Raw genomic sequence first — 24467 nt, forward strand, 5'->3', positions numbered from 1 at the left:
TTCAGAGAACTCTATGAGATTTTGACCTTTAAAAATTTCCATTATTTCTATGTTTTTCAATACTTTAAAGATATGAATTTAACTGCTTACCTCAATTAAATTATATGAGAACACATAAAAACAAAAAACACTTGCAAAAATATTCTTGCAAGTGTTTAATTAATAATTTTTATTCTGATAAACTATATCGTTTATTTAGTACTAGACAATAAATAGAATTAATTTCTAGTTGCTTTTTTTAATTCATTGCCTCCAGGTATTTTCATTTTATCAGTCAATATTGAAATTTCGTTTAAAGTAAAACTTCCTGTTAATGACATTAATACCGATTCATTATCTTTACCACTACCTTCAATAAACATAAGCAATTCTTTTATTTGAGCATCTGCCGTTCCAGATTTAACGACTATCCTGATATTTTTATTTCCATCATTAACTTTCATTAATTCTTCTAATCCAGCAGTTTTAATATACTTATCAGCAGTTGCTTTCATATCCATGGCGACCTTTGAATTTGTAGTTGTAAAAACTTTCAAATTATCTAATTTTTTGATTAAGCTCATGTACTGTTGCGTTTCTTTATCAGAAGCATCTACTTTTACTTTGCTCATCAAATCAAACATTTTTTTATTGACTACTACGGCTGTTATTTCATCTCTGTCGTTAAATTTGTCAAAGGCAGTTTGAGCAAACAGTGATGTTGTTAAAAATAAAACCATTAATAGAAGTATCTGTTTTTTCATGTTATTCATTTAATTTTATTGTTTTATAAAAATCTGAGTTCGGGCAGATTCACATTTTTGCACATATAACATACTTTTCATGCCAAGATTAAGTGGTGCTGACATCAAAGATAATGCTTTTTGAGTTTCTTGAAAAGCTAGCTCGGGATCATCAAAAGTACCCAAACTACCGTCCGTATTTTCATTATTTAAAAAGTAATATACGCCAATACCCAATACACCTATTATACTCGCTAAAACTAACTCTTTTTTAAAAATAGTAAACCTCATATTAAACTAGATTGTTAATATTGTAAAAAACTTAATATATTAGAACTAAAGATAGTATTTTTACGTTAATTACCTATATCAAATAGCTATTTATGAAACATTACTCCTCAATTATTATTATTCTCGTACTCACCGCATTCTCCTTCCAAAGCTGTACAGATAATGATGATATTGCTACACCCCAGAATTTAGAAATCAACGATTTCATATGGAAAGGACTTAATGTCTATTATTTATGGCAAGACCAAGTTCCAAACCTAGCCGATAATCGCTTTGCAACTCATGATGATTATAATATGTTTTTAGCAAATTATACTCCCGAATCTTTATTTGACGCCTTGCGAGTGGACAAAAGCATTGACCGCTTTAGTTGGATTGTAAGTGATTATACAGTTCTTGAACAAGGATTTCAAGGAACTACAAAAAGTAATGGGATAGAATTTAAACTTGGTTTAGATCCAAATGACAAAACCAAAGTAGTTGGAGTAGTAACTTATATCATTCCAAACTCGGATGCTTCTACAAAAAGTATTGCCAGAGGTGCTATATTTAACGGGATAGACGGAAAAATGCTTAGTATATATAATTACAAAGACTTACTCTTCAGTTCCTCTGAAAATTATAATATTAATTTTGCGAATTTTGATGGTAGTACCATTACTTCAAATGGAAAATCAGTTGCTTTTACCAAAACAGTACTTGACGAAAACCCTATCCTAATTAATAAAGTATTTAATTTAGGTAGTAATAAAATTGGGTATTTGATGTACAATGGATTTTATTCTAGTTATGATTTACAGCTAAACAATGCTTTTGGTTCTTTAAAAGCAAATGGGATCACCGATTTAGTTTTAGATTTACGCTACAATCCAGGTGGATCGGTACTTTCTGCAACTCGATTGGCGAGTATGATCACAGGTCAATTTACGAATCAAGTATTTTCAAAACTTACTTACAATAGTAAAAAAAGTGCGAGTAATTCTACTTATTTATTTCCTGATAAAATAGGGACTACACCTATTAACAGTCTTAATCTATCAAAAATTTATATTTTAACTTCTTCAAGCACTGCCTCCGCAAGCGAACTAATCATTAATGGATTACAACCTTATATTACAGTTATTCAAATTGGAGATACTACTGTCGGTAAAAATCAAGCTTCAAGAACTCTTTATGATTCAGCAGATTTTAGTTCAAATAATAGAAACCCAAACCATAAATATGCCATGCAACCTATCGTTGCATACACAGTCAATAAAAACGATTTTGGTAACTACCAATCTGGAATCGTTCCTAATTTTATTCTAAGAGAAACAGCAAGTACATATGGTGTTTTAGGTGATTCAGCAGAGCCATTGTTAAATACAGCTATTGCAAAAATTACTGGTACGGCTCGAACAGCAAAACCAAGTACACAAAAACCATTTCAAGCACTTAGCGATTCCAAAACGCTCACCAATCGAGGTGGTATGCAAATAGAATAACAAAAAAATCTCGTTCTAAATTATTAGAACGAGATTTTTTTAGTTTTAAAAGGAATTCATACTCTAATTATTAAAGAAGAAACCATTTGGACTGATTCCTACTGTTTTTTCAAAGTTCAAAGTTCCATTTGTACTATAAACAGCAATTTTTCCATTAGAAGCATAATCGCCAGCATCTCCCAAATAAATATTTGTACCGTTTACCGCAAAACCATAAGGACTAAATGTTGAGCTAAAGATTGAAGTACTTGGTAAAACTGTTGCTGTTGTATTCATTACAAAAATATCTTTCCCTTGTGTATAGTAAATTTTATTACTTTCAATATCCATTTTTCCAGGATGAGAAGCCAATTCAAAGTCAAATGTAGAAGTAACTGTATTGGTAACTGGATTGATTTTTTGCAATTTACCAGCCGATTCTTGTTTCGTCCAAGCTAATTTTCCTTGACTCAAAACATAAATAACTCCTTGGTCTTCTTCAATAGCACTAGGACTATCCCCAACTGTTATCGTTGTACTTACTTTGGCTGTAGCCACATCAATCACAGAGACTGTATTGCCAGTACCATACCCTCCTTTGTGTGCTACATATAACTTGTTGTTGTAAGCAATTATGTTTTCTGGCCCTTCTGCAACTGGTATCTTGGCTTCTACAACATTAGTCGTAAGATTTATAACTGCAACATAATCATCTGTAGTTACATACCCATCACCCCAATTGGTAACGTACCCTTTACCGTTGGCAAAAGTAATGTATCTTGGGTTTATTAAATCTGTAGTAATTGTTGTTAAGGTCTTTAATGTATATCTGTTCAATACCTGAATTGTATTGGATCCATTCAAAACCACATAGGCTGTTGATCCGTTTACATTAAAATTTTGGGCTACATCACCAAGCAAATTTCCTCCATTATTGGTCGCAAACAATTGATTGGATACCATATTTGTATCATTGGATAAAAATGATATTTCGGCGTTTCCTTTATTAAAAACTCCCTCATTTACAACAATAACTCCTTTGTTATAAGACCCTAATGATTGTTCTGCTGCATCATCATTCGTACATGAAATCATGGTTAAAGCACTACTAACGCAAGCAATTGTAATTTTTTTAAAGTTCATTTTTTAGTATTTAATTGTTAAGGAAAAATTATAGTTAATTCCAGGCATTGGCCTGATTTCTACGGTTTGATAGTCTTTATTAAAGAGATTCAGAACTTGAAATCCTATTTTATAATGTTCATTTTTGTCCATTTTATAAAAAGTACTGAGATTGGAAACCGAATATTCCTTTAGCTTATTAGAATTATCAGTCGTAATGAAAACAGATCCATTGAAAAGTAATTGATAATTTATAGACCAGTTTGCAAAGGAATAATCGATAGTAGAGGTAAATTTATGATAGGGTACGTAAATCAATTTTTTTTGTTTAATTTGATCTACAGCAGAGGTGTATGCATAAGCCATATCAAAATCAAATAAGTGTTTTTTTATTTTTTTTCTAAAATGCCCTGTAATTTCCAATCCTTTATTTTTGACCACATCCGTATTTATAGGCATCCAAATACCACTCTCATTGGGCACCCATCGAATCATATCTTTGGTGTCGATATAAAATAGTGTCGCTGATAACCGTGCTGCTCCCAGATGCAACTCCTGTCCCAATTCCACTTGTTGAGACGACTCGAGTTTTAAATTCAAATTTCCACTTCCTACCCAAAACAAATCATTAAAGGTTGGTACTCTGAAGTTTTTAGAAGCATTCAATTTTACAGTATAATTGTGCAACGGATTTGCAACTAGTCCAACTGAATATAAAAAAGGCGTTTTATAATTGGTCGTTAGCTCTTGCCTAGCACTTGTCTCCAGTTTTAATTTTTTAGTAAACAAATACTTCAATAATACACCTGCTGTACCCACTTGCCTAGTTACTGGATCTATAGAACTACCAAAGCCATTAATATGAGTATAACTAAAAACGGAGTTAATAGTCAGTTTTATTGATGGAGTATACTCCAAATCATACTTTATAATTTTGGTTGATGCCCCTCCATTAGTGTAATTATTATTAGTTTTATTTTCGAAATACTTGTATGATTCTGTAATATAGGCAAGCTTTAAACGAGAAGTAAATTCATCTTTATTAGCAATCCATTCCAATAAATTTCTCGAATTCAAATCCTTGTACTTACTATTAGAAGTGGTTACAATAGTACCTGAAAACTCTCGGTTTCCATCATACAATTGGCTATAGATATTAATTTCGTGATTTGAATTTATTTTATAACCAAAATTGGTATTCAAACTCGTATTATCATAAGCTCCATTTTGATTGACTTTATTTCGATTCAGATAAGTATAATCGTTTGAAGAACTATTTCTAGAGAAACTAATATCGACAGCCAGCTTATCCGTTCCTCCTTTAAAATCATAAAAATAACCTTGTGTATTAAAACTCCCCAAATTAACACTGAGCCTATTTGTAAATTGTTTATTGAACTTTAGTTCGTTGTTCAAATGTACAGTTCCTCCTATAGCCGAAGATCCATAAATTCCGCTACCACCACCACTTCTTACAGAAACTCTACTATATCCCAATGGTGTAATAGTATTAAAATCGGTTTGTCCAAGCAATTGTGAATTGATGTTGATCCCATTCCAAATCACAGCAGTTTGTGCCGCAGTAGTCCCTCTGAAGGAAACTGATGATACCATACCATTACCATTTTCTTTAAAATAAAGCAAACTATTGTAACGTAATAGGTTGGTGAGGGAATTGTAATTCTTTTCGATTAGCGTATCTGAAATATTTTTGATTTGAAGCGAATTGGAGTATTTATTCAAAACAGCATCTGCCACCACTACTTCATCAAGGGCAATTGGATTATTGTTCTGAGCATTTATCCATAGACTAGTTAGAAATAAAAAATAAAAAAATAATTGTTTTGCTTTCATACTTTTACAACCTCTTGTTCTCGAAAGGTTTCTATTTATTTGACACAAAGACAGGTCGTCTTTCTTATGGATTGTTAGCATACAGTTGCATGTACAGCTTAGGGTTTATGTTTTAGATTTTAAAGTATTCGTTTTGTAACTACCTTGTTTCACTAACCTAATTCTCATTTAATACTTTTTTTTGGAATATAAAAAGTAAAATCAATAGTACAGAAAAATAGATTAGAAATAAAAAAAATAAGTACTTATTATAAAACGTGTTAGGGTAGTTTACTATTCTTTTTTAAAGGTAGATGATTTTTTAGTCCTTGTATGATACTCCCCAGTCAATACGATGCCATTAATCCAATTAAAAATAGTGTCATTTTTTCGTCCTGCTGTTTTGAACACCTCTGCATTGAATCTATTTGTGAGTTCTTTTTCAGTTGAAAGTTTTGAAACCATCAACTCATCTAATTCAACCGGCATAGCGACGATTCCTTTTTTTTGTTGTCCAAAAACAGTAAAAGATTTCAATGTAAAAAATGCAATAGTTGCAATAATTTTAGTATTCATTTTATTAAATATAGTGTCCTGGCATTGCCAAAACATGATAAAAAATGGGAGAAAAGCATAGAATAACCCATACCCAAACCTTTTTTCCCGAAAGTCTGATATTCAATACAATGGCAGGTCTCCTGGCTTGCGTCTTGTTGTTGACCTTCCCATTCTCATTTTAATGTCAAAATCTCTAGTTTTTAGGGTCAAAATCCTAAAATGCATAGATCTTTATTTTTTAGTTTTCAAAAAGTGGTCGTGCAGATAACAACAAGCATAATAGCTTACAGTTGCGGGTACAGCTCAAGATTTTCGGATATGATTTATAAACCATTCTTCATTTCACTTGATTCCCTTTTAATGCTTTTTTTTTAAATAATAAAAAAAATAGCAACCTCAATACAATGGCAAATATAGTAGAATTATAACCAGTACCAAAACAGACTACAATAATATCAATATAAAAGCTAGACAGTTAAGTACTGATTTTTATACTTTTCATACTACTTTTCGCTTTTTTTGTTGCTCTGTTTACAGTTTAATCCTGCAAGACAAACGAAAAACTGCCCTCCTAATTGAGTTAAAAATAATGGAAATATCTCTCCCCATTTGTCTTTCCTTTTTTACCTGATTAAAATTAAAGGTCTTTTAATGTAATTATAGTAACGATTTAATACATTAAAGAAACAAAAAGATAAAATAACACATAAAATCATTCAAAAACATTTGATAGGTTGCCACATATTAGTAGTAAAATCTTGATTATAATGTTACTTACAGTACTATTTTAATTACTGCACCAAAACCCACTTTATTATTAAAAGCATCCTTTAATGGTAATCCTGAAATTTTGCACAAGATGCTTCTAATCACTCCAGCATGAGCAACGATCACTACCGCTTTTGATGTGTTATGTTGAAAATCATTTTCCAAAAAGTCATTTACTCGATTATACAATTCTACAAAAGACTCTCCGTTGGGCACTGATACATTTACAAAATCATTCATCCAAGGCGTAAATTCATCGGGAGAAATGGCATCCCAATTTTTCATTTCCCAATTACCAAAATTCATTTCCATTAATCGGTCATCTTTTATAATTGTATTCGAAAGGTAACTAGCCAATTGGCTACAACGTACTAATGGACTAGAATATACTATTGCATCCTGCGGAAGTTGCTTTTTAATGGATTCGAATATTTCCAAATAAGGTGCTGCAATTGGCACATCAGATTGTCCGTAACAGATTCCTTTTTCACAAACTGTTTCGGTGTGTCGTACTAAATAAACTTCCATAAAACAATAACTGATAGATAAAATAAAATTTCGCATACTTGTTGCGTTGCGCCTAAACAATCGCCTGTATAGCCGTCAATCCATTTCTGGAAATAACGAGCCAAGAAAAACCGACCTATGAAAACAGGCACTAAAACTGAGAATAATTGCCACTGAAAACACATCAAAAACAGGAGTGGCAATAAGCCAAAAAAGAACGCACCAACCACTTCTCGCCACGTATGCTTTTGCGCAATAGGTTTACTTTTACTACTGGCATCTTCGCGAGAATATTGATGGGTAAAAACGATGGAAATTGCTGCCAAACGGCTCAAAGAATGGCCAGAAACAAACAGTAGAAAAATCAAAAATTCATTTTTGGTAGTGAATTCATCAACATTCGAAACCAAAAAAGACAAGGCTTGGTATTTCAACAAAAACAATAAAACTACGCCTATTGCTCCATATGCTCCAATAGCGCTGTCTTTCATAATCAAAAGAATTTTCTCTTTGGTCCATCCTCCACCAAAACCATCACACACATCGGCAAAACCGTCTTCATGAAAAGCACCTGTCACCAATATGGAGGCAATCATAGCGATAAGCACTGCAAGATCCGGCGTCAATAAAAAATGACACAAACTAAAAACACCAAACGCAATCCCTCCTACTATCCAACCAATTAATGGGAAATAACGAGATGATTTGTTTAAATAGTCGGGATTGTGATCACTATTTTTCGGACATGGAATCCGAGTGTAAAACTGTAAAGCAGTAAAAAATATATGGAGTTCTTTTTTCATAAATGGTAACTATTATTTTCTTTATTTAATTTCCATTTTTCTAAAGCAAAAAAGGTTGTAATGAATAAGATACAACTTACTATAATAAAAACAACGTTGGATGCCCCAAAATATGCTACTGCTAAATAAGAAACTACACCTATTACAATTCCTAATACAAAACCAATGAGCGCTTTTATAATTAAATTCCCTTTGTTCATTACAACAAAAAATAAGCTACTCAAGAAACAAACCAACTCAAATTCAGCGATTGCGCCTCCGTCTTTCCCGTGATAAAACCTTAAATCGAAAGCATTTATTCTACTTTCCAAATAAATCGTAGCAGCTACAGCTACTATTATAAAAAGGATGAAAATTATTTTTCTTTGCATATCTACTATTGCTTATAAATTATGAAAGCTCTTTTTTATTATGCTACAATGTTCCCCTTGATTTATTTAATTCGAAAAAAAAAGCAAGAGAATTATGCCTCACTAATCCCTGCACTTTCAAAACTAGCCATTTCGTTCAAAAAACCCACTGCTGATTGGATAATTGGAAAAGCAAGAGCACAACCCGTGCCTTCGCCTAAGCGTAATCCTAGTTGCAAGATAGGTTTCACGTTTAAAAATTCTAATATTTTCACATGAGCTTGCTCCGCTGAGCAATGACAAAATATGGCGTTCTTAATAATTTCAGGATTCATTTGATGCGAAATCAAAAAAGCCACACTACATATGAAACCGTCTACGAGAATCAGCATATTATTTTCATAGGCCGTCAACATACCTGAAGCCATTTGTAGGATTTCGAAACCACCAAAGTAAGCCAGCTTATCTTCAAGTTTTTTGGAACCGGAATAATTATCTAATGCTTTTTGTAGTAGTTTATGTTTCTGGACTAATTTTTCATCGCTTACCCCAGTTCCTAATCCTACACAATTTTCAAGCGGAATTTCGGTAATAATACTCATCAAAACCGAAGCTGTAGACGTGTTCCCAATGCCCATTTCACCAAATCCAATGCAATTACTGCCTGCTTTTGCAATAGTTTCGACCACGGACTTCCCTTTCGAAAAACACAAATTAAATTCGGTTGCACTCATTGCGGGTCCATGCAAAAAGGATTGCGTCCCATTGCCTACTTTTGACAAAATCAAATTGGAATTTGGGGCAAAATCATAATTTACTCCCGCATCTACAATCGATAATTTGATGTTATTTTGTTTGCAAAAAACATTAATCGCCGCACCACCTTCTAAGAAATTGCTCACCATTTGTCGTGTTACATCCTGCGGATACGCACTTACGCCATGATTGGCAATACCATGATCAGCAGCAAAAACAACTAAGTTGGGTTGTAAGATTTCTGGGTCTAATGTTTGAAAGACTTCGCCTATTTGTTGCGCTAATTCCTCCAGCATGCCTAATGATCCTGTTGGTTTGGTTTTGATATCAATTTTAGCTTTTAAGGCATCGGCAATTGAAATTTCTTTTAATCGAGACACTTTCACTTCCGTAATAGTTTCTGACTTATTTTGTGGTTCTGTTATTTCTGTTACAAAAGGCACAGCGGATTTTTGTTTCCAATTCAGTTGCTGCAACATGGGTTGGTTGTCATAATTGGTAGCGGGTTTTCCTACGCAAAAATACCCTAGTGGTTCCATATGTTCGGGCAATCCCAATAATTGCTTGAATTGATGATAGTTTAATATTGATATCCAACCCATTGAAAAACCTTGTTCCGTCAAAGACAGCCATATGTTTTGAGCGGCACAAACGGCACTAAATTTAATTGCCTCATTACTACCCACGGTTCCAATAGTAAAATTATTCAAAACCGACCGATCATAGCAAATCACCAAACCGATTGGCGCTTCTTCGATTGCTTCTAGCTTTAAAGCTTTGTAAACTATTTTTTGCTCCTCGTTGTCCGTTTGATTCGCCGCTTTACTATCGTAATCTACAAACAACGCTTTGACCGCTTTTTTTATTTCATTCGACTTAATTAGGTAATATTTTGTTGCATCGGTCAACCCCACAGATGGTGCCCAATGCCCCGCCTGTAATGCTTTGTTGATTACCTCGTCTGGCACTTCCTCATTTGTAAAATGGCGAGTGTCGCGACGTGATTTTAAAATTTCATCTAAATAAGTCATCTTCATTTATATTTAAAATCTTCATTTGAGTTGATTCTTATCATACTTCTTAAATTCCAAAATCTACTACACATTCGTTTTTATCAAAAATTCTGTAGATCCTACTGGCTTCCAAATAATAATCTTGTACCACTCACCAATACGTTGAAACCTGCTTGGAATCATGAATATATTCACTCTATAAAAAATCTCAAACTTTGAAATAAATAATAAAAGACAAATAGACCATCACTCTCAAACTTTAATCTGGTAAAGATAGCATATGTTGTTTTTCTATAGGTCAAAAAATAAACAAGATTTTTTTGTATTTTCTTATACCTTTGCCCTACTTACAAAAAATCAGCATGAAATTTTCTACCCAACTCTTTCTTTCAGTCATCATTTTTTTTACACTTAATGGCTGTAAAAAAACAGAAAAGCTACAGAATGAATCCTTTTCGAAAGTAAAAAACGAAATAGAATATGCTACAAGTTTGGCTATTCACCCCTACGAAGGCTATTCGGTTGTGACCATAAAGACCCCTTGGCCAAATGCAAAAAAAAATTATACTTATATTTTAAAGCAAAAAAGCGGCATAATTCCAGATAGTTTGCAGAAATACAACATTATTAAAGTCCCATTACAATCGATTGTTGTTACTTCGACCACAATTATCCCCTATTTAGAAATGCTTGACGTTGAAAAAAGATTGGTTGGATTTCCTCATCCCGACTATATTTCTTCTGCAAAAACTAGAGTATTAATCGACAAAGGCGCTATTAAAAACATAGGTCAAAATGAAAAATTAAACCTTGAGATGTTGATCGAAATGAGTCCAGAACTTGTTGTGACTTTTGGAATAGACAATAACAACCCCATGCTTGATAATTTGTCCAAAAGTGGTTTAAATGTTCTCATTCAGGCCGATTGGATGGAGCAATCTCCACTAGGAAAAGCAGAATGGATCAAACTGTACGGAGCGCTGTTTGGGAAAGAAAAAGAAGCCAAACTGCAATTTGATACTATTATAAAAAACTATAAAAATGCTTTAGCTTTGGTGGCTACCAAAAAACCAACTGCAACTGTATTGTGTGGATCGATGTACCAAGACCAATGGTATGTAGCCAAAGCCAACAGTTGGGGAGCTCAATTTTTAAAAGATGCCAAAGCGAACTACTTATGGTCAGATGTACCAGGAACAGGAAGCATTGGATTATCTTTCGAACAAGTATTAGAAAAAGCCAAAGCTGCAAACTATTGGATTGCCACAGGTGCTTATAAAACTGTAGCCGAAATGAATGCTATCAATCCTCATTACAGTCAATTTGATGCTTTTAAAACCAAACAAATCTATACTTTTGATGGAAAAATAGGCCCTACAGGTGGTACTATTTATTATGAATCGGCGCCAAGTCGACCGGATTTAGTGTTAAAAGATTATATCAAAATCTTTCATCCTGAATTACTTCCCAATTATACCTTTACCTTTGCACAAAAACTAAATTAAATTGACCGACAGAAAACATATCTTATTTTTATTTTCCTTACTCGGTTTGGGGCTCATAACTTTGTTTTTTATCAACATCAGCTTGGGTTCGATTACGATTCCGTTCCAAGATGTTTACACGAGCTTAACCGGTGGGCAGGCGAGTAAATCTACCTGGGAATACATCATTATTAATTACCGATTGCCCAAAGCAATTACAGCAGTATTAGTAGGCATGGGACTTTCGATTAGTGGCTTGTTAATGCAAACCTTGTTTCGTAATCCACTTGCGGGACCTTATGTATTAGGACTCAGTTCTGGTGCGAGTTTAGGAGTGGCTTTTGTTATTTTGGGAGCATCGTCCATGCCTGCCTTTATCAGCACTATTTTACTGTCTTCTTACGGAATTGTGCTTGCATCTACCTTAGGAAGCTCTTTTGTTTTATTGGCGGTTTTACTGGTTTCACATCGTTTAAGAGATACTATGGCTATCTTAATTGTAGGTTTAATGTTTGGTAGTTTTACCAGTGCCATTGTGGGAACACTTACCTACTTTAGTACTGCGGAGCAACTGCAAAAATTTACTTTTTGGTCTATGGGAACATTAGGTAATTTATCATGGACCTCTATTTCTATTTTGTCTATGGCTGTATTTATAGGTTTGCTTTTAAGTTTGTTTAGTATCAAACCGCTAAATGCCTTATTGCTTGGTGAAAATTACGCCCGAAGCCTTGGACTTAATTTCAAAAAAACTCGATTAATAATCATCCTTGCTACTAGTATTCTTGCTGGAAGCATTACCGCTTATGCGGGACCCATTGCTTTTATTGGTCTAGCAGTACCTCATATTGCAAAACTAGTATTCCAAACTAGCAACCATTCCGTTTTATATTGGAGTACACTTTTACTAGGTGCGGGAATTATGCTGATCTGTGATATCGTTTCGCAAATGCCTGGATTTGACATTACCTTACCTATTAATGCCATTACCTCATTGCTTGGAGCACCAATTGTGATTTGGTTATTGGTACGAAAACGAAAAATGATGGGTTAATTTTATAAATTATACTGCTGTTTTCAATACAAAAATAAAATGAGTACAACTGAAGATATCCTATTTACGGAAAATTTAAGCATTGGTTACAAAACCAAAAGTGAGGTTACTACTATTGCCAAAAATCTTAATCTGACTTTAAAACAAGGAAAATTGATTGCTTTAATTGGGGCCAATGGAATAGGTAAATCAACTTTATTGCGCACTATTACTGGAATACAGAAACCACTAGAAGGTGCTGTTTTATTGAATAATAAAAAAATTAGTGATTATCAACCTTTGGAACTGGCAAAAAATCTAAGTATTGTTTTGACGGAAAAATTACCACCAAGTAATTTAACGGTTTTTGAATTGGTAGCGTTGGGTCGTCAACCTTACACCAATTGGATTGGTAGTTTATCAAACTTGGACACTGCCAAAATAAATGAAGCACTGGAACTCACTCAAATCAGTCATTTGGCTATAAAAAAACATTATGAAATAAGTGATGGACAATTACAAAAAGTTTTAATCGCAAGAGCATTGGCACAAGATACTTCGCTCATTATTCTTGATGAACCTACTACTCACTTGGATTTATTACACAAAGTTACTTTGTTTAAACTATTGAAAAAGCTTACTATTGAGACCAAAAAATGCATTCTTTTTTCGACTCACGACATCGATATGGCGATTCAATTAAGTGATGAAATGATCATCATGACGCCCGAAGTATTGGTGCAAGATGAACCCTGTAATTTTATATCCAAAGGGACTTTTAATACTATTTTTAAAGACGAACACATTTCATTCGATGCTGAAAAAGGAAAATTTATCATTCGATAAAACTAGTTTCTTTTTTTGTCCTTTGAAGCTAAAAACAGATCCTTAGTAGATGAAATTATATTTCCGTAATTTTACTGGCTTCATAAATCCCAAGTCTAGTAATACAAATTAATAATTCAACCTTCAATATAATACCATGAACCACTTTACTTCTTTATCAAAAAAAATAATACTAATCTGCTCCTTTGTTCTACTGTATTCTTGTAGTCTTGATGAAGATGACAAAACTATTGTGACTTATACACTAATCGGTAAAACTTCGGAAACTAAAATGTTTCTCTATAGCGGACCCAACGTACCTATTGGTAGTGGAACAGGACACACTTGGATCAAGATTGATACCAAAGGATTCCCGCAGGAGATTGGAATTGAAATCACCGAAAATGCAATAACCAATCCTAATATGGAGGACGATGCAATGGTTGGACATACCAGTACCTCTATGGAACATGGTCCGGCTATTATTCTCCCGCTACATGAAAAGGCCAATCAAACTACCCCATTTGATCATATTGGAATCAATTGGAATCCACACGGGCATGAACCAGTGGGAGTATTTGATCTACCACATTTTGACTTTCATTTCTATATTATATCTATTGCAGAACAACTAGCCATCCCGGCATGGTCTGATGCAACTAATGCATTATTCAACAATTATCCTGCAGCAGAATACCTGCCTGCTAATTACATTACACCACCAGGTTCTGGTACTGCCGAAGGTCAAATGGGGAAACATTGGGTTCCAGCAAATTCATCAGACTATCTTCCTTTTACGAAATTAATGGTTTATGGAAGTTATGATGGAAAAGTAAATTTTATAGAACCTATGATGACTCAAGCCTATTTATTAAAAAAAATAGACACTAGCGAAAGTTATTCTCAACCTTTGAGTTTTCAAAAAAAGGGCAATTATCCAACAAAATACAATGTATATCATGATGATGCCAAAGGAATCACTTATATTACTTTGAGCGATTTTATTACTCGAAATTAAGAAAAAAAAACAGGAACTTCGTCTTAGAATAGTTCCTGTTTGTTTTTATAACAACTAGTTTCTAAAAAAAACTATCGTTCCAAGCCAAGTTGCCTTTTTGCTTCTCCAATTACAAAAGCTACCGAATTGGCAATATTGAAACTCCTAATATTTTCTGACATTGGGATTTTTAAATGATTATCAAATTGAGCTAACACTTCCTCACTCAATCCTCTGCTTTCTTTACCAAAAACCAACCAATCCCCATCCTGAAATTCGATATCCAAATATGACTTTTCAGCATGTGAACTCATCAAAAATACTCTCGAAAGATCTGGAATTTGTGCTTTCCAATCCGCTACGGTATCATATTCTGTTACATCAAGGTGTACCCAATAATCCAATCCTGATCGTTTCAAATTTTTATCATTTATTACAAAACCAAAAGGATGTACCAAGTGCAAGCGGCTTTCTGTACCCACGCACAAGCGACCAATATTACCAGTATTGTTAGGAATTTCAGGTTCTACTAAGACTATATTTAACATTTTCAAAAAGTTTTAATATTATATTTTAAAAGTACCTCAAGGAAGCAAATATTGCTATGTATTAAAATCGTTCACTTCTATTACTTCTCCTGCCTTTAGGTTTTGCAAATGTACGTTTCCTATTCGAACCCTAACCAATCGTAAGGTCGGAAAACCAACAGCAGCCGTCATTTTTCGAACCTGTCGAAACTTGCCTTCATTAACCGTAATTGATGCCCAAGTTGTTGGTCCATGACGCTCATCGCGAATTTTTTTCCCCCTAGGACCAAAATCCGGAATATCAGTAATCAAACGTGCCTCGCATTTTTTAGTGGTATACTTCCCGCCATCAAAACCTATTTCGACTCCTTCCTTTAGTAAATCAATGGCTTCTTGAGTAATGATTCCGTCCACTTGTACAAAGTATTCTTTGGTTACTTTTTTTGAGCGTATTTGTTCGCTTACTTTCCCGTTGGTGGTTAGCAACAATAAACCTTCAGAATCTTCATCTAGCCGACCAATGGCCATTGTGCCTTCTGGAAAATCATGAAGTTCGCCTAAGAGCTTTTTCTTTCGTTTCAATTCGTATATAAATTGACTCAAGTAACCGTAGGGTTTATGGATGATGAAATGGTGGTGTTTTGACATGGATATAAAATAAAAAAGCGACACCAATTAAGATGCCGCTTTGAATGTTTTCACAACGGAATAATCCTTATTGTGAATTGCTTCAAAATTGTACTGCAATAATACAACAAAATTTTTAATGTTGGTTTACGGTTTCCCGTAAGAAAAGTAATTTTCTTTTTCTTATTTTTAGAAAATCATAAAAACAGAAAAATCATCACAATTAGAAATATATAGAATGAAAAAAATATTAGGATTGGATTTGGGGACAAATAGTATTGGGTGGGCTTTAATAAACCAAGATTTGAATAAAAAGCAAGGTGCAATAATTGATCTGGGGAGTCGAATTATACCAATGTCACAAGATGTACTTGGGAAATTTGATAGTGGTGTATCAATCTCTCAGACAGCTGAACGAACTGCTAAACGAGGAGCTAGAAGATTAGTTCAAAGATTCTTACTACGCAGAGAACGATTGCATCGGGTTTTAAATATTCTTGATTTTTTACCAAAACATTATTCGGAAACGATCGATTTTGAAAAACGTTTGGGACAATTTAAACCCGAAACAGAGGAAAAGCTACCTTTTTATAAAAATGAAAACGGTAAAAATAAATTTATCTTTATAGAAAGTCATAATGAAATGCTTAAAGAATTTAAAATTAATTTTCCTGAAATAAAAAAGATACCTTACGATTGGACAATATATTACTTGAGAAAAAAAGCACTTTCAAGTAAAATTACGAAAGAAGAATTAGCATGGATACTGCTAAACTTTAATCAAAAAAGAGGCTACTATCAATTACGTGGTGAGGACGAGGAAATAAAACCTCATAAATTAGAAGAGTTCCACTCCTTAACCGTTAATGATGTAACGTTTGGTGATCAAGGTAAGGATGGTATTTGGTATAATGTTATTTTAGAAAATGGTTGGATCTATAGACGTCAAAGTAAAGTTTCTCTCAATGATTGGATTGGAAAAACTAAAGATTTCATTGTAACAACAGATCTAAATGAAGATGGATCCGTTAAAACAGACAAAGATGGTAAGGAAAAAAGAAGTTTCCGAGCACCAAAAGAAGACGATTGGGGATTAGTAAAAAAACGAACGGAACAAAACATAGGTGAAGATCAAACAGTAGGTTGTTATATTTATGATAGCCTCTTAAAGAATCCTTCTCAAAAAATAAGAGGAAGTTTAGTTAGAACCATTGAGAGAAAATATTACAAAAAAGAATTGAAAGAAATTCTTGAAAAACAAATTGAATTAAATCCTGCTTTTTTCAGTAATGCAGCGTATCAAAAATGTATTAAAGAACTTTATGCTAACAATGATGCACATAGAAATACGATTGCAAAAAGAGGTTTTCTATACTTGCTTATGGAGGATATTATACTCTATCAACGTCCTTTAAAGAGCAAAATTTCACAAATTAGTAATTGTCAGTACGAAACACGTAGGTTTTTTAATAAAGAGAAAAATGAACTTGTAATTCAACCATTAAAATGCATATCAAAATCGCACCCTTTATTTCAAGAATTTAGATTATGGCAATTTATTTCAAATTTAAAAATCTATAAAAAAACAACTACCGATAATGTTGATGTAACGAATGAGTTTATTCCGTCCGAAAATGAGACAATAGAATTATTTGACTTCCTAAACGATAAAGAATCTATAGATCAAGATTCATTTTTAAAATATTTCTTAAAAAAGAAGGGTTTCAAAGGAAAAGATTTAACAGTTGAAGTTGATAAATATCGTTGGAATATGGTTGAGGACAAATCCTATCCTTGCAACGAAACTAGAAGTCAATTTTTAACTAAAATATCACAAATAGATGGTGTTGACAATTCTTTCTTTACTTATGAAAACTCATTTGCTTTGTGGCATATCTTATATTCTGTTTCGGATAAAATTGAAATAAATCAAGCAATTAAAAAGTTTGTTTCAAGAAACAATTTACCAGAAGAATGTATTGATGGCTTTGCTAAAATAAAACCATATAAAAGTGATTATGGTTCTTATTCTGAAAAAGCTATAAAAAAACTACTGCCTTTGATGCGTAAAGGTAAATACTGGAATGAAAATTCTATTTCAATAGTCATAAAATCTAGAATAGAACAAATTAAAGAACGTCTACAAATTATTAATTTTGAAGAAAAAAAAATTGCAGACGTTATAGATGATGACATAACACAAGCATTACTTAAAAGCTTTATTAAAACTACAAATTTTGAGTCGGGTTTAAACACATACCAAGCTTGTTATCTAGTATATGGGAGACATTCCGAGTCAATTAATCAAGAGAAATGGAGTTCACCACAAGATATTACTTGGTACCTTGACAACAAAAACCCAAATGGCTTTAAGCAACATTCGTTAAGAAATCCTATTGTTGAGCAAGTAATTACAGAAACATTAAGAACAGTAAAAGACATTTGGCAACAATACGGTAATGGCGAGAAAGACTTTTTTAATGAAATTCATATTGAGTTAGGTAGAGAAATGAAAAATCCTGCTGACAAACGAAAGAGAATGTCAGAGCAGGTTTCTCAAAATGAGAATACAAATATGCGAATCAAAGCAATATTACAAGAACTAAAGGAAGTGGATAGTCATGTTAGGCCTTACTCGCCTAGTCAACAGGAAATTTTAAAAATTTATGAAGAAGGTGTTTTTGGGAATGAAAGTCGAAAAGAAAAACTAGATGAAATTGAAAAAATAAGAAGAAACAATAAACCTTCAAAATCAGATATTCAACGCTATAAACTATGGTTGGAACAAGGATATATTTCCCCATATACAGGACAAACGATTATGCTTTCTGAACTATTTACAACAAAATACGAAATAGAGCATATTTTTCCTCAATCTCGTTTTTTTGATGATTCTCAATCAAATAAAGTCATTTGTGAAAGTGAGGTCAATAAATTGAAAGATAATAAAACTGCTATGGAATTTATTATCCAAAAATCTGGAAGTATCATAACGCTAAGTAATGGCAAAAATGTAACATTATTTACCACTGATAACTACAAAAAACATATTGAAACATATTTCTCAAAAAACCGAACTAAACTAAAAAACTTATTAAGTGAAGAAATTCCAGAATCGTTTATTAATAGACAGTTAAATGATAGTAGATATATAAGTAAAGTAATCAAAATGTATTTGAGTAAAATCGTGCGTGATGATAAAAATGGAGCAATTGAAGATGAAGCAACATCTAAAAATGTTATTCCTGTGACTGGTAGCATAACCTCCAAGATGAAGCAAGACTGGGGACTTAATAATGTTTGGAATGACCTCATTACACCACGATTTGAACGATTGAACCAACTAACAAATAGCCTAGATTTCGGACAGTGGGAAAATAAAGATGGCAAGCGGGTTTTTCAAACAACAGTCCCTGAAGCTATTGCCAAAGGTTTTAGTAAAAAAAGAATTGATCATCGTCACCACGCGTTGGATGCTTTAGTGATCGCTTGTCTTTCTAGAACACATATAAATTATCTAAATAATCTAAATGCAAAAGATGAAAATGATAAAACTACTAAACACGAATTAAGAAATAAAATTTGTTACAAAACTAAACCGGACCAAAACGGAAATTATAAATGGCTTTTTTATAAGCCTTGGGAAACGTTTACTGAAAATACAAAAGAAAAACTAAACACTACAATAATCAGTTTCAAGCAAAACGTTAGGGTTATCAATAAATCTGTCAACAAATACCAATCTTATAAAGATGAAAACGGCGTTTTAAGATTAGACAAGAATGGAAATCCTAAAAAAGAGTTTATAACTCAAACACAAGGTGATAATTGGGCTATAAGAAAACCAATTCATGCCGAAACTGTAAGTGGAAAAGTCTTTTTAAAGCGTATAAAACAAAGCCATATAACCACGTCAAATGCTATTGAACAAGTTGAATTGATTGTAGATAAAGAAGCAAAAAAACAATTAAAAGCAAAAATAAAACTTTATCCCAACAATAGTATTGGTTTAAAAAAGCATCTTAAAGCTTTTCCTATAATGATTGATGGAAAGGCAATAGAAAAAGTTCAAATATATGAAACTGTTGGAGGCGATAATGGAGCAACCGCAACTAGAAAACTTCTTGACACTAGTTTCGATGAGAAAAAGATTCAAAAAATCACTGACACTGGCATTCAAAAAATACTTTTAGAACACTTAAAACAAACTATTTACCAAACTGCCAAAGATGAAAGTGGAAAAGTAATTCCTCCACATGAAGCGGCTTTTTCAGAAGAAGGTTTAGATGCTATGAATGATAATATCCAATTTTTAAATGGTGGAAAAAATCATCAACCAATTAAAAAAGTAAGAATATTTGAGGAAAGTAATAAATTCCAGCTGGGACAGCTAGGGCATAAGAAAGACAAATACGTCGAGACAGCAAAAGGTACTAATTTGTTTTTTGCTGTATATCAAGATGCTGATAAAAATAAAAAATTCATTACAATTCCATTAGAAAATGTAATTGAAAATCAAAAAAAAGGATACAATTCAGTTCCCGATAATTATATAGATGAAAAATCGCAAAACATTTACCACATTAGTCAATATCTATCAATAAATGATTTAGTATATATCCCTACTATTGATGAAATTGAAAATTCCCATTCTGTAGACTTTCAAAATTTATCGAAAGAACAAATTACTAGATTATATAATGTTAATGATTTTTCAGGATATACAATTTATTTTACACCAAACACATTTTCTAAAAATATTGCAACTAAAGAATTAGACACAAGTTTTGATTCCAAAATGTCAAAGACATACGAAGGGGATACTATCAAAGAAAAATTTTGGAAACTAGATATTGACAGGCTAGGGAAAATTAAAAAAATTACCAAGTAAAATATTGTTTAAATTGAATTGGGTTTTAACCCATTCAACACAATACAAACACACAGAACAGGCTTTAGCCAAAACATTTGGCTAAAGCCCTTTCTAAAATCAATTTTAATCCCTCCATTTAAAAATGGAGGCAATTCAAGAAATAGAACATTCAAAAAATAGGATGATTTGACAAATAGGAATCAATATCAACAATCAAATATGTGCATTACAACAGATTGAATAGGATTGGGTTTTAACCCATTCGATACAATACAACATACAGAAAAGGCTTTAGCAGAAACATTTGGCTAAAGCCCTTTCTAAAATCAAATCTTTAATCCATCCATTTAAAAATGGAGGGAATTCAAGAAATAAAGATGATTAAAAAATTGGGAGAATTTGACAAATAGATATCAATATCAATTATCAAATATGCGCATTACAACAAATTGAATAGGATTGGGTTTTAACCCATTCATCACAATTTAAACACAAAGAACAGGCTTTAGCCGAAGTATTTGGCTAAAGCCCTTTATAAAATTAAACCTTTAATCCATCCATTTAAAAATGGAAGCAATTCAGGAAAAATTTAAACCATTTAAAATATGAAATTATGCCTTATATCAAAACCTATATCCATTTTGTTTGGAGTACAAAAAATAGAGTACCCTTTTTGGATACTAAAGAATTAAGACAAAAAGTTTGGCGTCATATCAAAGAAAATGGTGAAAAGAAAGGAATTTACATTGATTTTGTTAATGGATATTCTGATCACTGTCACTGTCTGGTTTCTTTGGGAGCAGATCAAACAATCCAAAAAACCATGCAATTAATAAAGGGAGAATCTTCTTTTTGGATTAATCAAAGTAAACTGTGTTTGAATAAATTTGAATGGCAAGATGAATACTTTGCAGTTTCGGTATCAGAATCGATGCTTGACAAAGTTAGAAACTACATTAAAAATCAAGAAGAACATCATAGCAAACATACTTTTGCAGAGGAATACAATGAATTTATAACCAAATATAAATTTCAAAAGGAATAAATTTTGGCTAAAGCCATTGTTGAACTTTCACATTTCACCTCCAGCTAAAGCTGGAGGCAATTCAAAAGCTGGAGGCAATTCACTTTATCCAAAAAATTTTAAATCTTAAAAAATGATAAAACGCACCCTATTTTTCGGTAATCCAGCTTATTTAAGCACCAAAAATGAGCAATTAGTCATTTCTTATCCTGACAAGAGCCTAGAAACCAAAACAGTAGCTATAGAAGACATTGGTGTAATTGTTCTTGAAAACCAACAAATCACCATTACAAATGGTTTATTAGAAAAACTAACCAATAATAATGTAGCACTGATCAATTGCGATCAATATCATTTACCAATTGGTTTGTTAATGTCTTTGAGTGGTCATACAGAACAAACAGAAAGATTTAAGAACCAAATTAATGCTTCTGTACCGCTAAAAAAGAATTTATGGCAACAAACCATTAGTTCCAAAATTTCCAACCAAGCAGGTTTGCTTAGAGAAAAAGGTATTCCTTGTCGCAAAATGGAAATTTGGGCCAAAGAAGTAAGTTCTGGAGATGCTCTCAATCACGAATCTAGAGCAGCTGTTTTCTACTGGGCTAATCTGTTTACAATCGAAAATTTCACCAGAGGTCAAAAAGAAATGGCACCCAACAATTTGCTTAACTATGGATATGCCATACTAAGAGGAATTACAGCTCGGGCGTTGGTGAGCTCAGGAATGTTGCCTACACTAGGCATCTTTCACCGCAACAAATACAATGCTTATTGCTTAGCCGATGACATCATGGAGCCCTACCGCCCGTATGTAGATTTAATTGTGAGTCATATTATCGAAAATGAAGATACTATAGAAGAACTTACTATAGATATGAAAAAACAATTATTGAGTATTGCTTCTATAGACGTTTGCATTGATGGTAAAAACAGTCCATTGATGGTTGCAATGAGTCGAACAACAAATTCTTTAAATGAATGTTTTGAAGGCTCCTCTCGAAAACTTTTATACCCTGTTTTTTAATTTAATATAAGGAATGTTAAATAACGTATTATGTATGATGAACATTACACACGTTTAAATCAATATAGAAGTTTGTGGATATTAGTATTTTTTGACCTGCCAACAGAAACCCGAAAGGAACGTAAAATAGCTTCTGGATTTAGAAAGAAATTATTAGACGATGGATTCTCTATGTTCCAATTTTCCATATATATGCGTTTTTGCGCCAGTAGAGAAAATGCCGAAGTTCATACAAAACGTATAAAAACCAATCTTCCAGAACACGGCAAAATAGGAGTCATGCAAATTACCGATAAACAGTTTGGAATGATGGAACTATTTTACGGCAAAAAACCGATTGATCCAGAAAAACCATCTCAACAATTAGAATTATTTTAAAGGTAGGAATTAAAAAACAGTAAATCCCTGATACCTAACACTATAATCATCATTTTTTTTTAAATTCAAAATAAAGCCATAACTCACAACATATCAAACGATTAAACCGCGGTATGTTGGGAATTATAAGCTAAAATACAATTTTGAAAGCAATTCACAACTAGTGGTTCTTCAACGATACTCATAGGTTGTTGGGAATTATAAGCTAAAATACAATTTTGAAAGCAATTCACAACCTGTAATGCTTAGAATGTACTTAATAGTATGTTGGGAATTATAAGCTAAAATACAATTTTGAAAGCAATTCACAACCCCATCTTACATTAATAAAATACTCCCTATGTTGGGAATTATAAGCTAAAATACAATTTTGAAAGCAATTCACAACCATCTGCTTCATTTGCATTAGGCACATATGTTGGGAATTATAAGCTAAAATACAATTTTGAAAGCAATTCACAACATATTAGCAGTTAAACCTATTTGAACTTTTGTTGGGAATTATAAGCTAAAATACAATTTTGAAAGCAATTCACAACATTATTAACTTTATTACTAATATCTACAGAGTTGGGAATTATAAGCTAAAATACAATTTTGAAAGCAATTCACAACTAGATGTCCCAGTATCCTAACATTGGTATTGTTGGGAATTATAAGCTAAAATACAATTTTGAAAGCAATTCACAACGTTCAGATAGTGGAAAAGACGCCAGTACAAGTTGGGAATTATAAGCTAAAATACAATTTTGAAAGCAATTCACAACTTCACCGCCTTTGTCGTCTTTATCAAAAACGTTGGGAATTATAAGCTAAAATACAATTTTGAAAGCAATTCACAACAATATCCAAACACCACCTTCTAGCATATCGGTTGGGAATTATAAGCTAAAATACAATTTTGAAAGCAATTCACAACCAACAGCAATGAATCAATATCAAGTCTCTAGTTGGGAATTATAAGCTAAAATACAATTTTGAAAGCAATTCACAACAATTAGCTCCCGTGGCAGGATTCGAACCTAGTTGGGAATTATAAGCTAAAATACAATTTTGAAAGCAATTCACAACTGTCGTATGCTCTAGAAATCATAAAAATCTGTTGGGAATTATAAGCTAAAATACAATTTTGAAAGCAATTCACAACCTGCACTCTGTTGTATATCTAATTTCTCCAGTTGGGAATTATAAGCTAAAATACAATTTTGAAAGCAATTCACAACAGATTAAACCTCTTAGAAACGAAACAAAGAGTTGGGAATTATAAGCTAAAATACAATTTTGAAAGCAATTCACAACACAGAAGGGGACTGGATGGAATCGTCAGATGTTGGGAATTATAAGCTAAAATACAATTTTGAAAGCAATTCACAACTAAAGACGATAACGAAACAATAATGGATTGGTTGGGAATTATAAGCTAAAATACAATTTTGAAAGCAATTCACAACGGATCGTAAGTATAGTTTTCATTAGATAATGTTGG

The 24467-nt window shown here is 32.6% G+C and carries 20 protein-coding genes, 1 CRISPR repeat array and 1 riboswitch (1 of these 22 running past the window's edge); of the genes, 9 read left to right on the top strand and 11 right to left on the bottom strand.

The genetic code is table 11. The features are described 5' to 3' along the window. Positions 1–218: 218 nt before the first annotated feature. Together M2326_RS09295 and M2326_RS09300 are read right to left on the bottom strand one after the other, a co-directional pair. A complete protein-coding gene (locus M2326_RS09295; protein ID WP_264619285.1) occupies positions 219–743 on the bottom strand; it encodes a DUF4252 domain-containing protein in 525 nt (174 codons plus the stop codon). A gap of 15 nt (positions 744–758) precedes the next feature. Further along, positions 759–1013 (bottom strand): hypothetical protein, encoded by a 255-nt coding sequence (locus M2326_RS09300; protein WP_264619286.1) that lies wholly within the window; start codon positions 1011–1013, stop codon positions 759–761. Between the two features lie 92 nt (positions 1014–1105). Here M2326_RS09300 and M2326_RS09305 point away from each other — a divergent pair, with 92 nt between their 5' ends. Next, positions 1106–2497: a S41 family peptidase gene (locus M2326_RS09305; RefSeq protein WP_264619287.1), complete on the top strand. Its 1392-nt coding sequence runs from the start codon at positions 1106–1108 to the stop codon at positions 2495–2497. 63 nt (positions 2498–2560) lie between these two features. Here the strand turns inward: M2326_RS09305 and M2326_RS09310 are convergent, their stop codons facing one another. The 7 genes from M2326_RS09310 to cobT all read right to left on the bottom strand — a co-directional run bounded on the left by M2326_RS09310 (position 2561) and on the right by cobT (position 10204). Beyond that, positions 2561–3619 (bottom strand): YncE family protein, encoded by a 1059-nt coding sequence (locus M2326_RS09310; protein WP_264619288.1) that lies wholly within the window; start codon positions 3617–3619, stop codon positions 2561–2563. Positions 3620–3622: 3 nt separating this feature from the next. After that, complete coding sequence (locus tag M2326_RS09315; protein ID WP_264619289.1) at positions 3623–5452, bottom strand: TonB-dependent receptor; 1830 nt, start codon at positions 5450–5452, stop codon at positions 3623–3625. A 273-nt stretch (positions 5453–5725) separates the two neighbouring features. Further along, a complete protein-coding gene (locus tag M2326_RS09320; RefSeq protein ID WP_264619290.1) occupies positions 5726–6007 on the bottom strand; it encodes a hypothetical protein in 282 nt (93 codons plus the stop codon). 95 nt (positions 6008–6102) lie between these two features. After that, positions 6103–6403: riboswitch (cobalamin riboswitch) on the bottom strand. A 360-nt stretch (positions 6404–6763) separates the two neighbouring features. After that, on the bottom strand, positions 6764–7285 hold the full coding sequence (cobC, locus tag M2326_RS09325) for an alpha-ribazole phosphatase (protein ID WP_264619291.1): 522 nt from the start codon (positions 7283–7285) through the stop codon (positions 6764–6766). Continuing rightward, complete coding sequence (locus tag M2326_RS09330) at positions 7270–8067, bottom strand: adenosylcobinamide-GDP ribazoletransferase (protein ID WP_264619292.1); 798 nt, start codon at positions 8065–8067, stop codon at positions 7270–7272. The genes cobC and M2326_RS09330 overlap by 16 nt, the downstream gene beginning before the upstream one ends. Beyond that, complete coding sequence (locus M2326_RS09335; protein ID WP_264619293.1) at positions 8064–8438, bottom strand: hypothetical protein; 375 nt, start codon at positions 8436–8438, stop codon at positions 8064–8066. The genes M2326_RS09330 and M2326_RS09335 overlap by 4 nt, the downstream gene beginning before the upstream one ends. 92 nt (positions 8439–8530) lie before the next feature. Beyond that, positions 8531–10204: a nicotinate-nucleotide--dimethylbenzimidazole phosphoribosyltransferase gene (gene cobT, locus M2326_RS09340; protein WP_264619294.1), complete on the bottom strand. Its 1674-nt coding sequence runs from the start codon at positions 10202–10204 to the stop codon at positions 8531–8533. Positions 10205–10548: 344 nt separating this feature from the next. On the opposite strand from cobT, the gene M2326_RS09345 reads away from it, so the two are divergent. From M2326_RS09345 to M2326_RS09360, 4 genes are all read left to right on the top strand, one after another. Next, entirely contained in the window at positions 10549–11691 is a 1143-nt protein-coding gene (locus M2326_RS09345) for an ABC transporter substrate-binding protein (protein WP_264619295.1), read from the top strand. A 1-nt stretch (position 11692) separates the two neighbouring features. Continuing rightward, on the top strand, positions 11693–12724 hold the full coding sequence (locus M2326_RS09350; RefSeq protein WP_264619296.1) for an iron ABC transporter permease: 1032 nt from the start codon (positions 11693–11695) through the stop codon (positions 12722–12724). A gap of 39 nt (positions 12725–12763) precedes the next feature. Then, positions 12764–13549, top strand: a complete 786-nt coding sequence (locus M2326_RS09355; protein ID WP_264619297.1) for an ABC transporter ATP-binding protein — start codon at positions 12764–12766, stop codon at positions 13547–13549. 136 nt (positions 13550–13685) lie between these two features. Continuing rightward, on the top strand, positions 13686–14546 hold the full coding sequence (locus tag M2326_RS09360; protein ID WP_264619298.1) for a DUF5602 domain-containing protein: 861 nt from the start codon (positions 13686–13688) through the stop codon (positions 14544–14546). A gap of 71 nt (positions 14547–14617) precedes the next feature. Here the strand turns inward: M2326_RS09360 and M2326_RS09365 are convergent, their stop codons facing one another. Together M2326_RS09365 and M2326_RS09370 are read right to left on the bottom strand one after the other, a co-directional pair. Then, entirely contained in the window at positions 14618–15073 is a 456-nt protein-coding gene (locus tag M2326_RS09365; RefSeq protein WP_264619299.1) for a tRNA (cytidine(34)-2'-O)-methyltransferase, read from the bottom strand. A gap of 54 nt (positions 15074–15127) precedes the next feature. Further along, positions 15128–15700: a pseudouridine synthase gene (locus M2326_RS09370; protein ID WP_264619300.1), complete on the bottom strand. Its 573-nt coding sequence runs from the start codon at positions 15698–15700 to the stop codon at positions 15128–15130. 217 nt (positions 15701–15917) lie between these two features. Here M2326_RS09370 and cas9 point away from each other — a divergent pair, with 217 nt between their 5' ends. The 4 genes from cas9 (at position 15918) to cas2 (ending at position 22981) form a co-directional block, all read left to right on the top strand. Continuing rightward, a complete protein-coding gene (gene cas9, locus M2326_RS09375; RefSeq protein WP_264619301.1) occupies positions 15918–20570 on the top strand; it encodes a type II CRISPR RNA-guided endonuclease Cas9 in 4653 nt (1550 codons plus the stop codon). A gap of 595 nt (positions 20571–21165) precedes the next feature. Continuing rightward, on the top strand, positions 21166–21597 hold the full coding sequence (tnpA, locus tag M2326_RS09380) for an IS200/IS605 family transposase (RefSeq protein ID WP_264619302.1): 432 nt from the start codon (positions 21166–21168) through the stop codon (positions 21595–21597). Positions 21598–21709: 112 nt separating this feature from the next. Further along, a complete protein-coding gene (gene cas1 / locus M2326_RS09385) occupies positions 21710–22603 on the top strand; it encodes a type II CRISPR-associated endonuclease Cas1 (protein WP_264619303.1) in 894 nt (297 codons plus the stop codon). Positions 22604–22633: 30 nt separating this feature from the next. Next, positions 22634–22981: a CRISPR-associated endonuclease Cas2 gene (gene cas2 / locus M2326_RS09390; protein ID WP_264619304.1), complete on the top strand. Its 348-nt coding sequence runs from the start codon at positions 22634–22636 to the stop codon at positions 22979–22981. Positions 22982–23096: 115 nt separating this feature from the next. Continuing rightward, a CRISPR array of direct repeats spans positions 23097–24467; the repeat unit is 46 nt; unit sequence GTTGGGAATTATAAGCTAAAATACAATTTTGAAAGCAATTCACAAC (it continues 1180 nt past the right edge of the window).

The organism is Flavobacterium psychraerolatum (genome assembly GCF_025960985.1).
Lineage (GTDB): Bacteria > Bacteroidota > Bacteroidia > Flavobacteriales > Flavobacteriaceae > Flavobacterium.

Excerpts from the sequence above, each read along its gene's own strand:
- M2326_RS09315 (WP_264619289.1), bottom strand. The coding sequence starts at position 5,452 with ATGAAAGCAAAACAATTATTTTTTTATTTTTTATTTCTAACTAGTCTA.
- M2326_RS09330 (WP_264619292.1), bottom strand. The coding sequence starts at position 8,067 with ATGAAAAAAGAACTCCATATATTTTTTACTGCTTTACAGTTTTACACT.
- cas1 (WP_264619303.1), top strand. The coding sequence starts at position 21,710 with ATGATAAAACGCACCCTATTTTTCGGTAATCCAGCTTATTTAAGCACC.
- M2326_RS09305 (WP_264619287.1), top strand. The coding sequence starts at position 1,106 with ATGAAACATTACTCCTCAATTATTATTATTCTCGTACTCACCGCATTC.
- cas9 (WP_264619301.1), top strand. The coding sequence starts at position 15,918 with ATGAAAAAAATATTAGGATTGGATTTGGGGACAAATAGTATTGGGTGG.
- cas2 (WP_264619304.1), top strand. The coding sequence starts at position 22,634 with ATGTATGATGAACATTACACACGTTTAAATCAATATAGAAGTTTGTGG.
- M2326_RS09355 (WP_264619297.1), top strand. The coding sequence starts at position 12,764 with ATGAGTACAACTGAAGATATCCTATTTACGGAAAATTTAAGCATTGGT.
- M2326_RS09320 (WP_264619290.1), bottom strand. The coding sequence starts at position 6,007 with ATGAATACTAAAATTATTGCAACTATTGCATTTTTTACATTGAAATCT.
- M2326_RS09295 (WP_264619285.1), bottom strand. The coding sequence starts at position 743 with ATGAAAAAACAGATACTTCTATTAATGGTTTTATTTTTAACAACATCA.
- cobT (WP_264619294.1), bottom strand. The coding sequence starts at position 10,204 with ATGACTTATTTAGATGAAATTTTAAAATCACGTCGCGACACTCGCCAT.
- M2326_RS09300 (WP_264619286.1), bottom strand. The coding sequence starts at position 1,013 with ATGAGGTTTACTATTTTTAAAAAAGAGTTAGTTTTAGCGAGTATAATA.
- cobC (WP_264619291.1), bottom strand. The coding sequence starts at position 7,285 with ATGGAAGTTTATTTAGTACGACACACCGAAACAGTTTGTGAAAAAGGA.
- M2326_RS09365 (WP_264619299.1), bottom strand. The coding sequence starts at position 15,073 with ATGTTAAATATAGTCTTAGTAGAACCTGAAATTCCTAACAATACTGGT.
- tnpA (WP_264619302.1), top strand. The coding sequence starts at position 21,166 with ATGCCTTATATCAAAACCTATATCCATTTTGTTTGGAGTACAAAAAAT.
- M2326_RS09345 (WP_264619295.1), top strand. The coding sequence starts at position 10,549 with ATGAAATTTTCTACCCAACTCTTTCTTTCAGTCATCATTTTTTTTACA.
- M2326_RS09370 (WP_264619300.1), bottom strand. The coding sequence starts at position 15,700 with ATGTCAAAACACCACCATTTCATCATCCATAAACCCTACGGTTACTTG.
- M2326_RS09310 (WP_264619288.1), bottom strand. The coding sequence starts at position 3,619 with ATGAACTTTAAAAAAATTACAATTGCTTGCGTTAGTAGTGCTTTAACC.
- M2326_RS09360 (WP_264619298.1), top strand. The coding sequence starts at position 13,686 with ATGAACCACTTTACTTCTTTATCAAAAAAAATAATACTAATCTGCTCC.
- M2326_RS09335 (WP_264619293.1), bottom strand. The coding sequence starts at position 8,438 with ATGCAAAGAAAAATAATTTTCATCCTTTTTATAATAGTAGCTGTAGCT.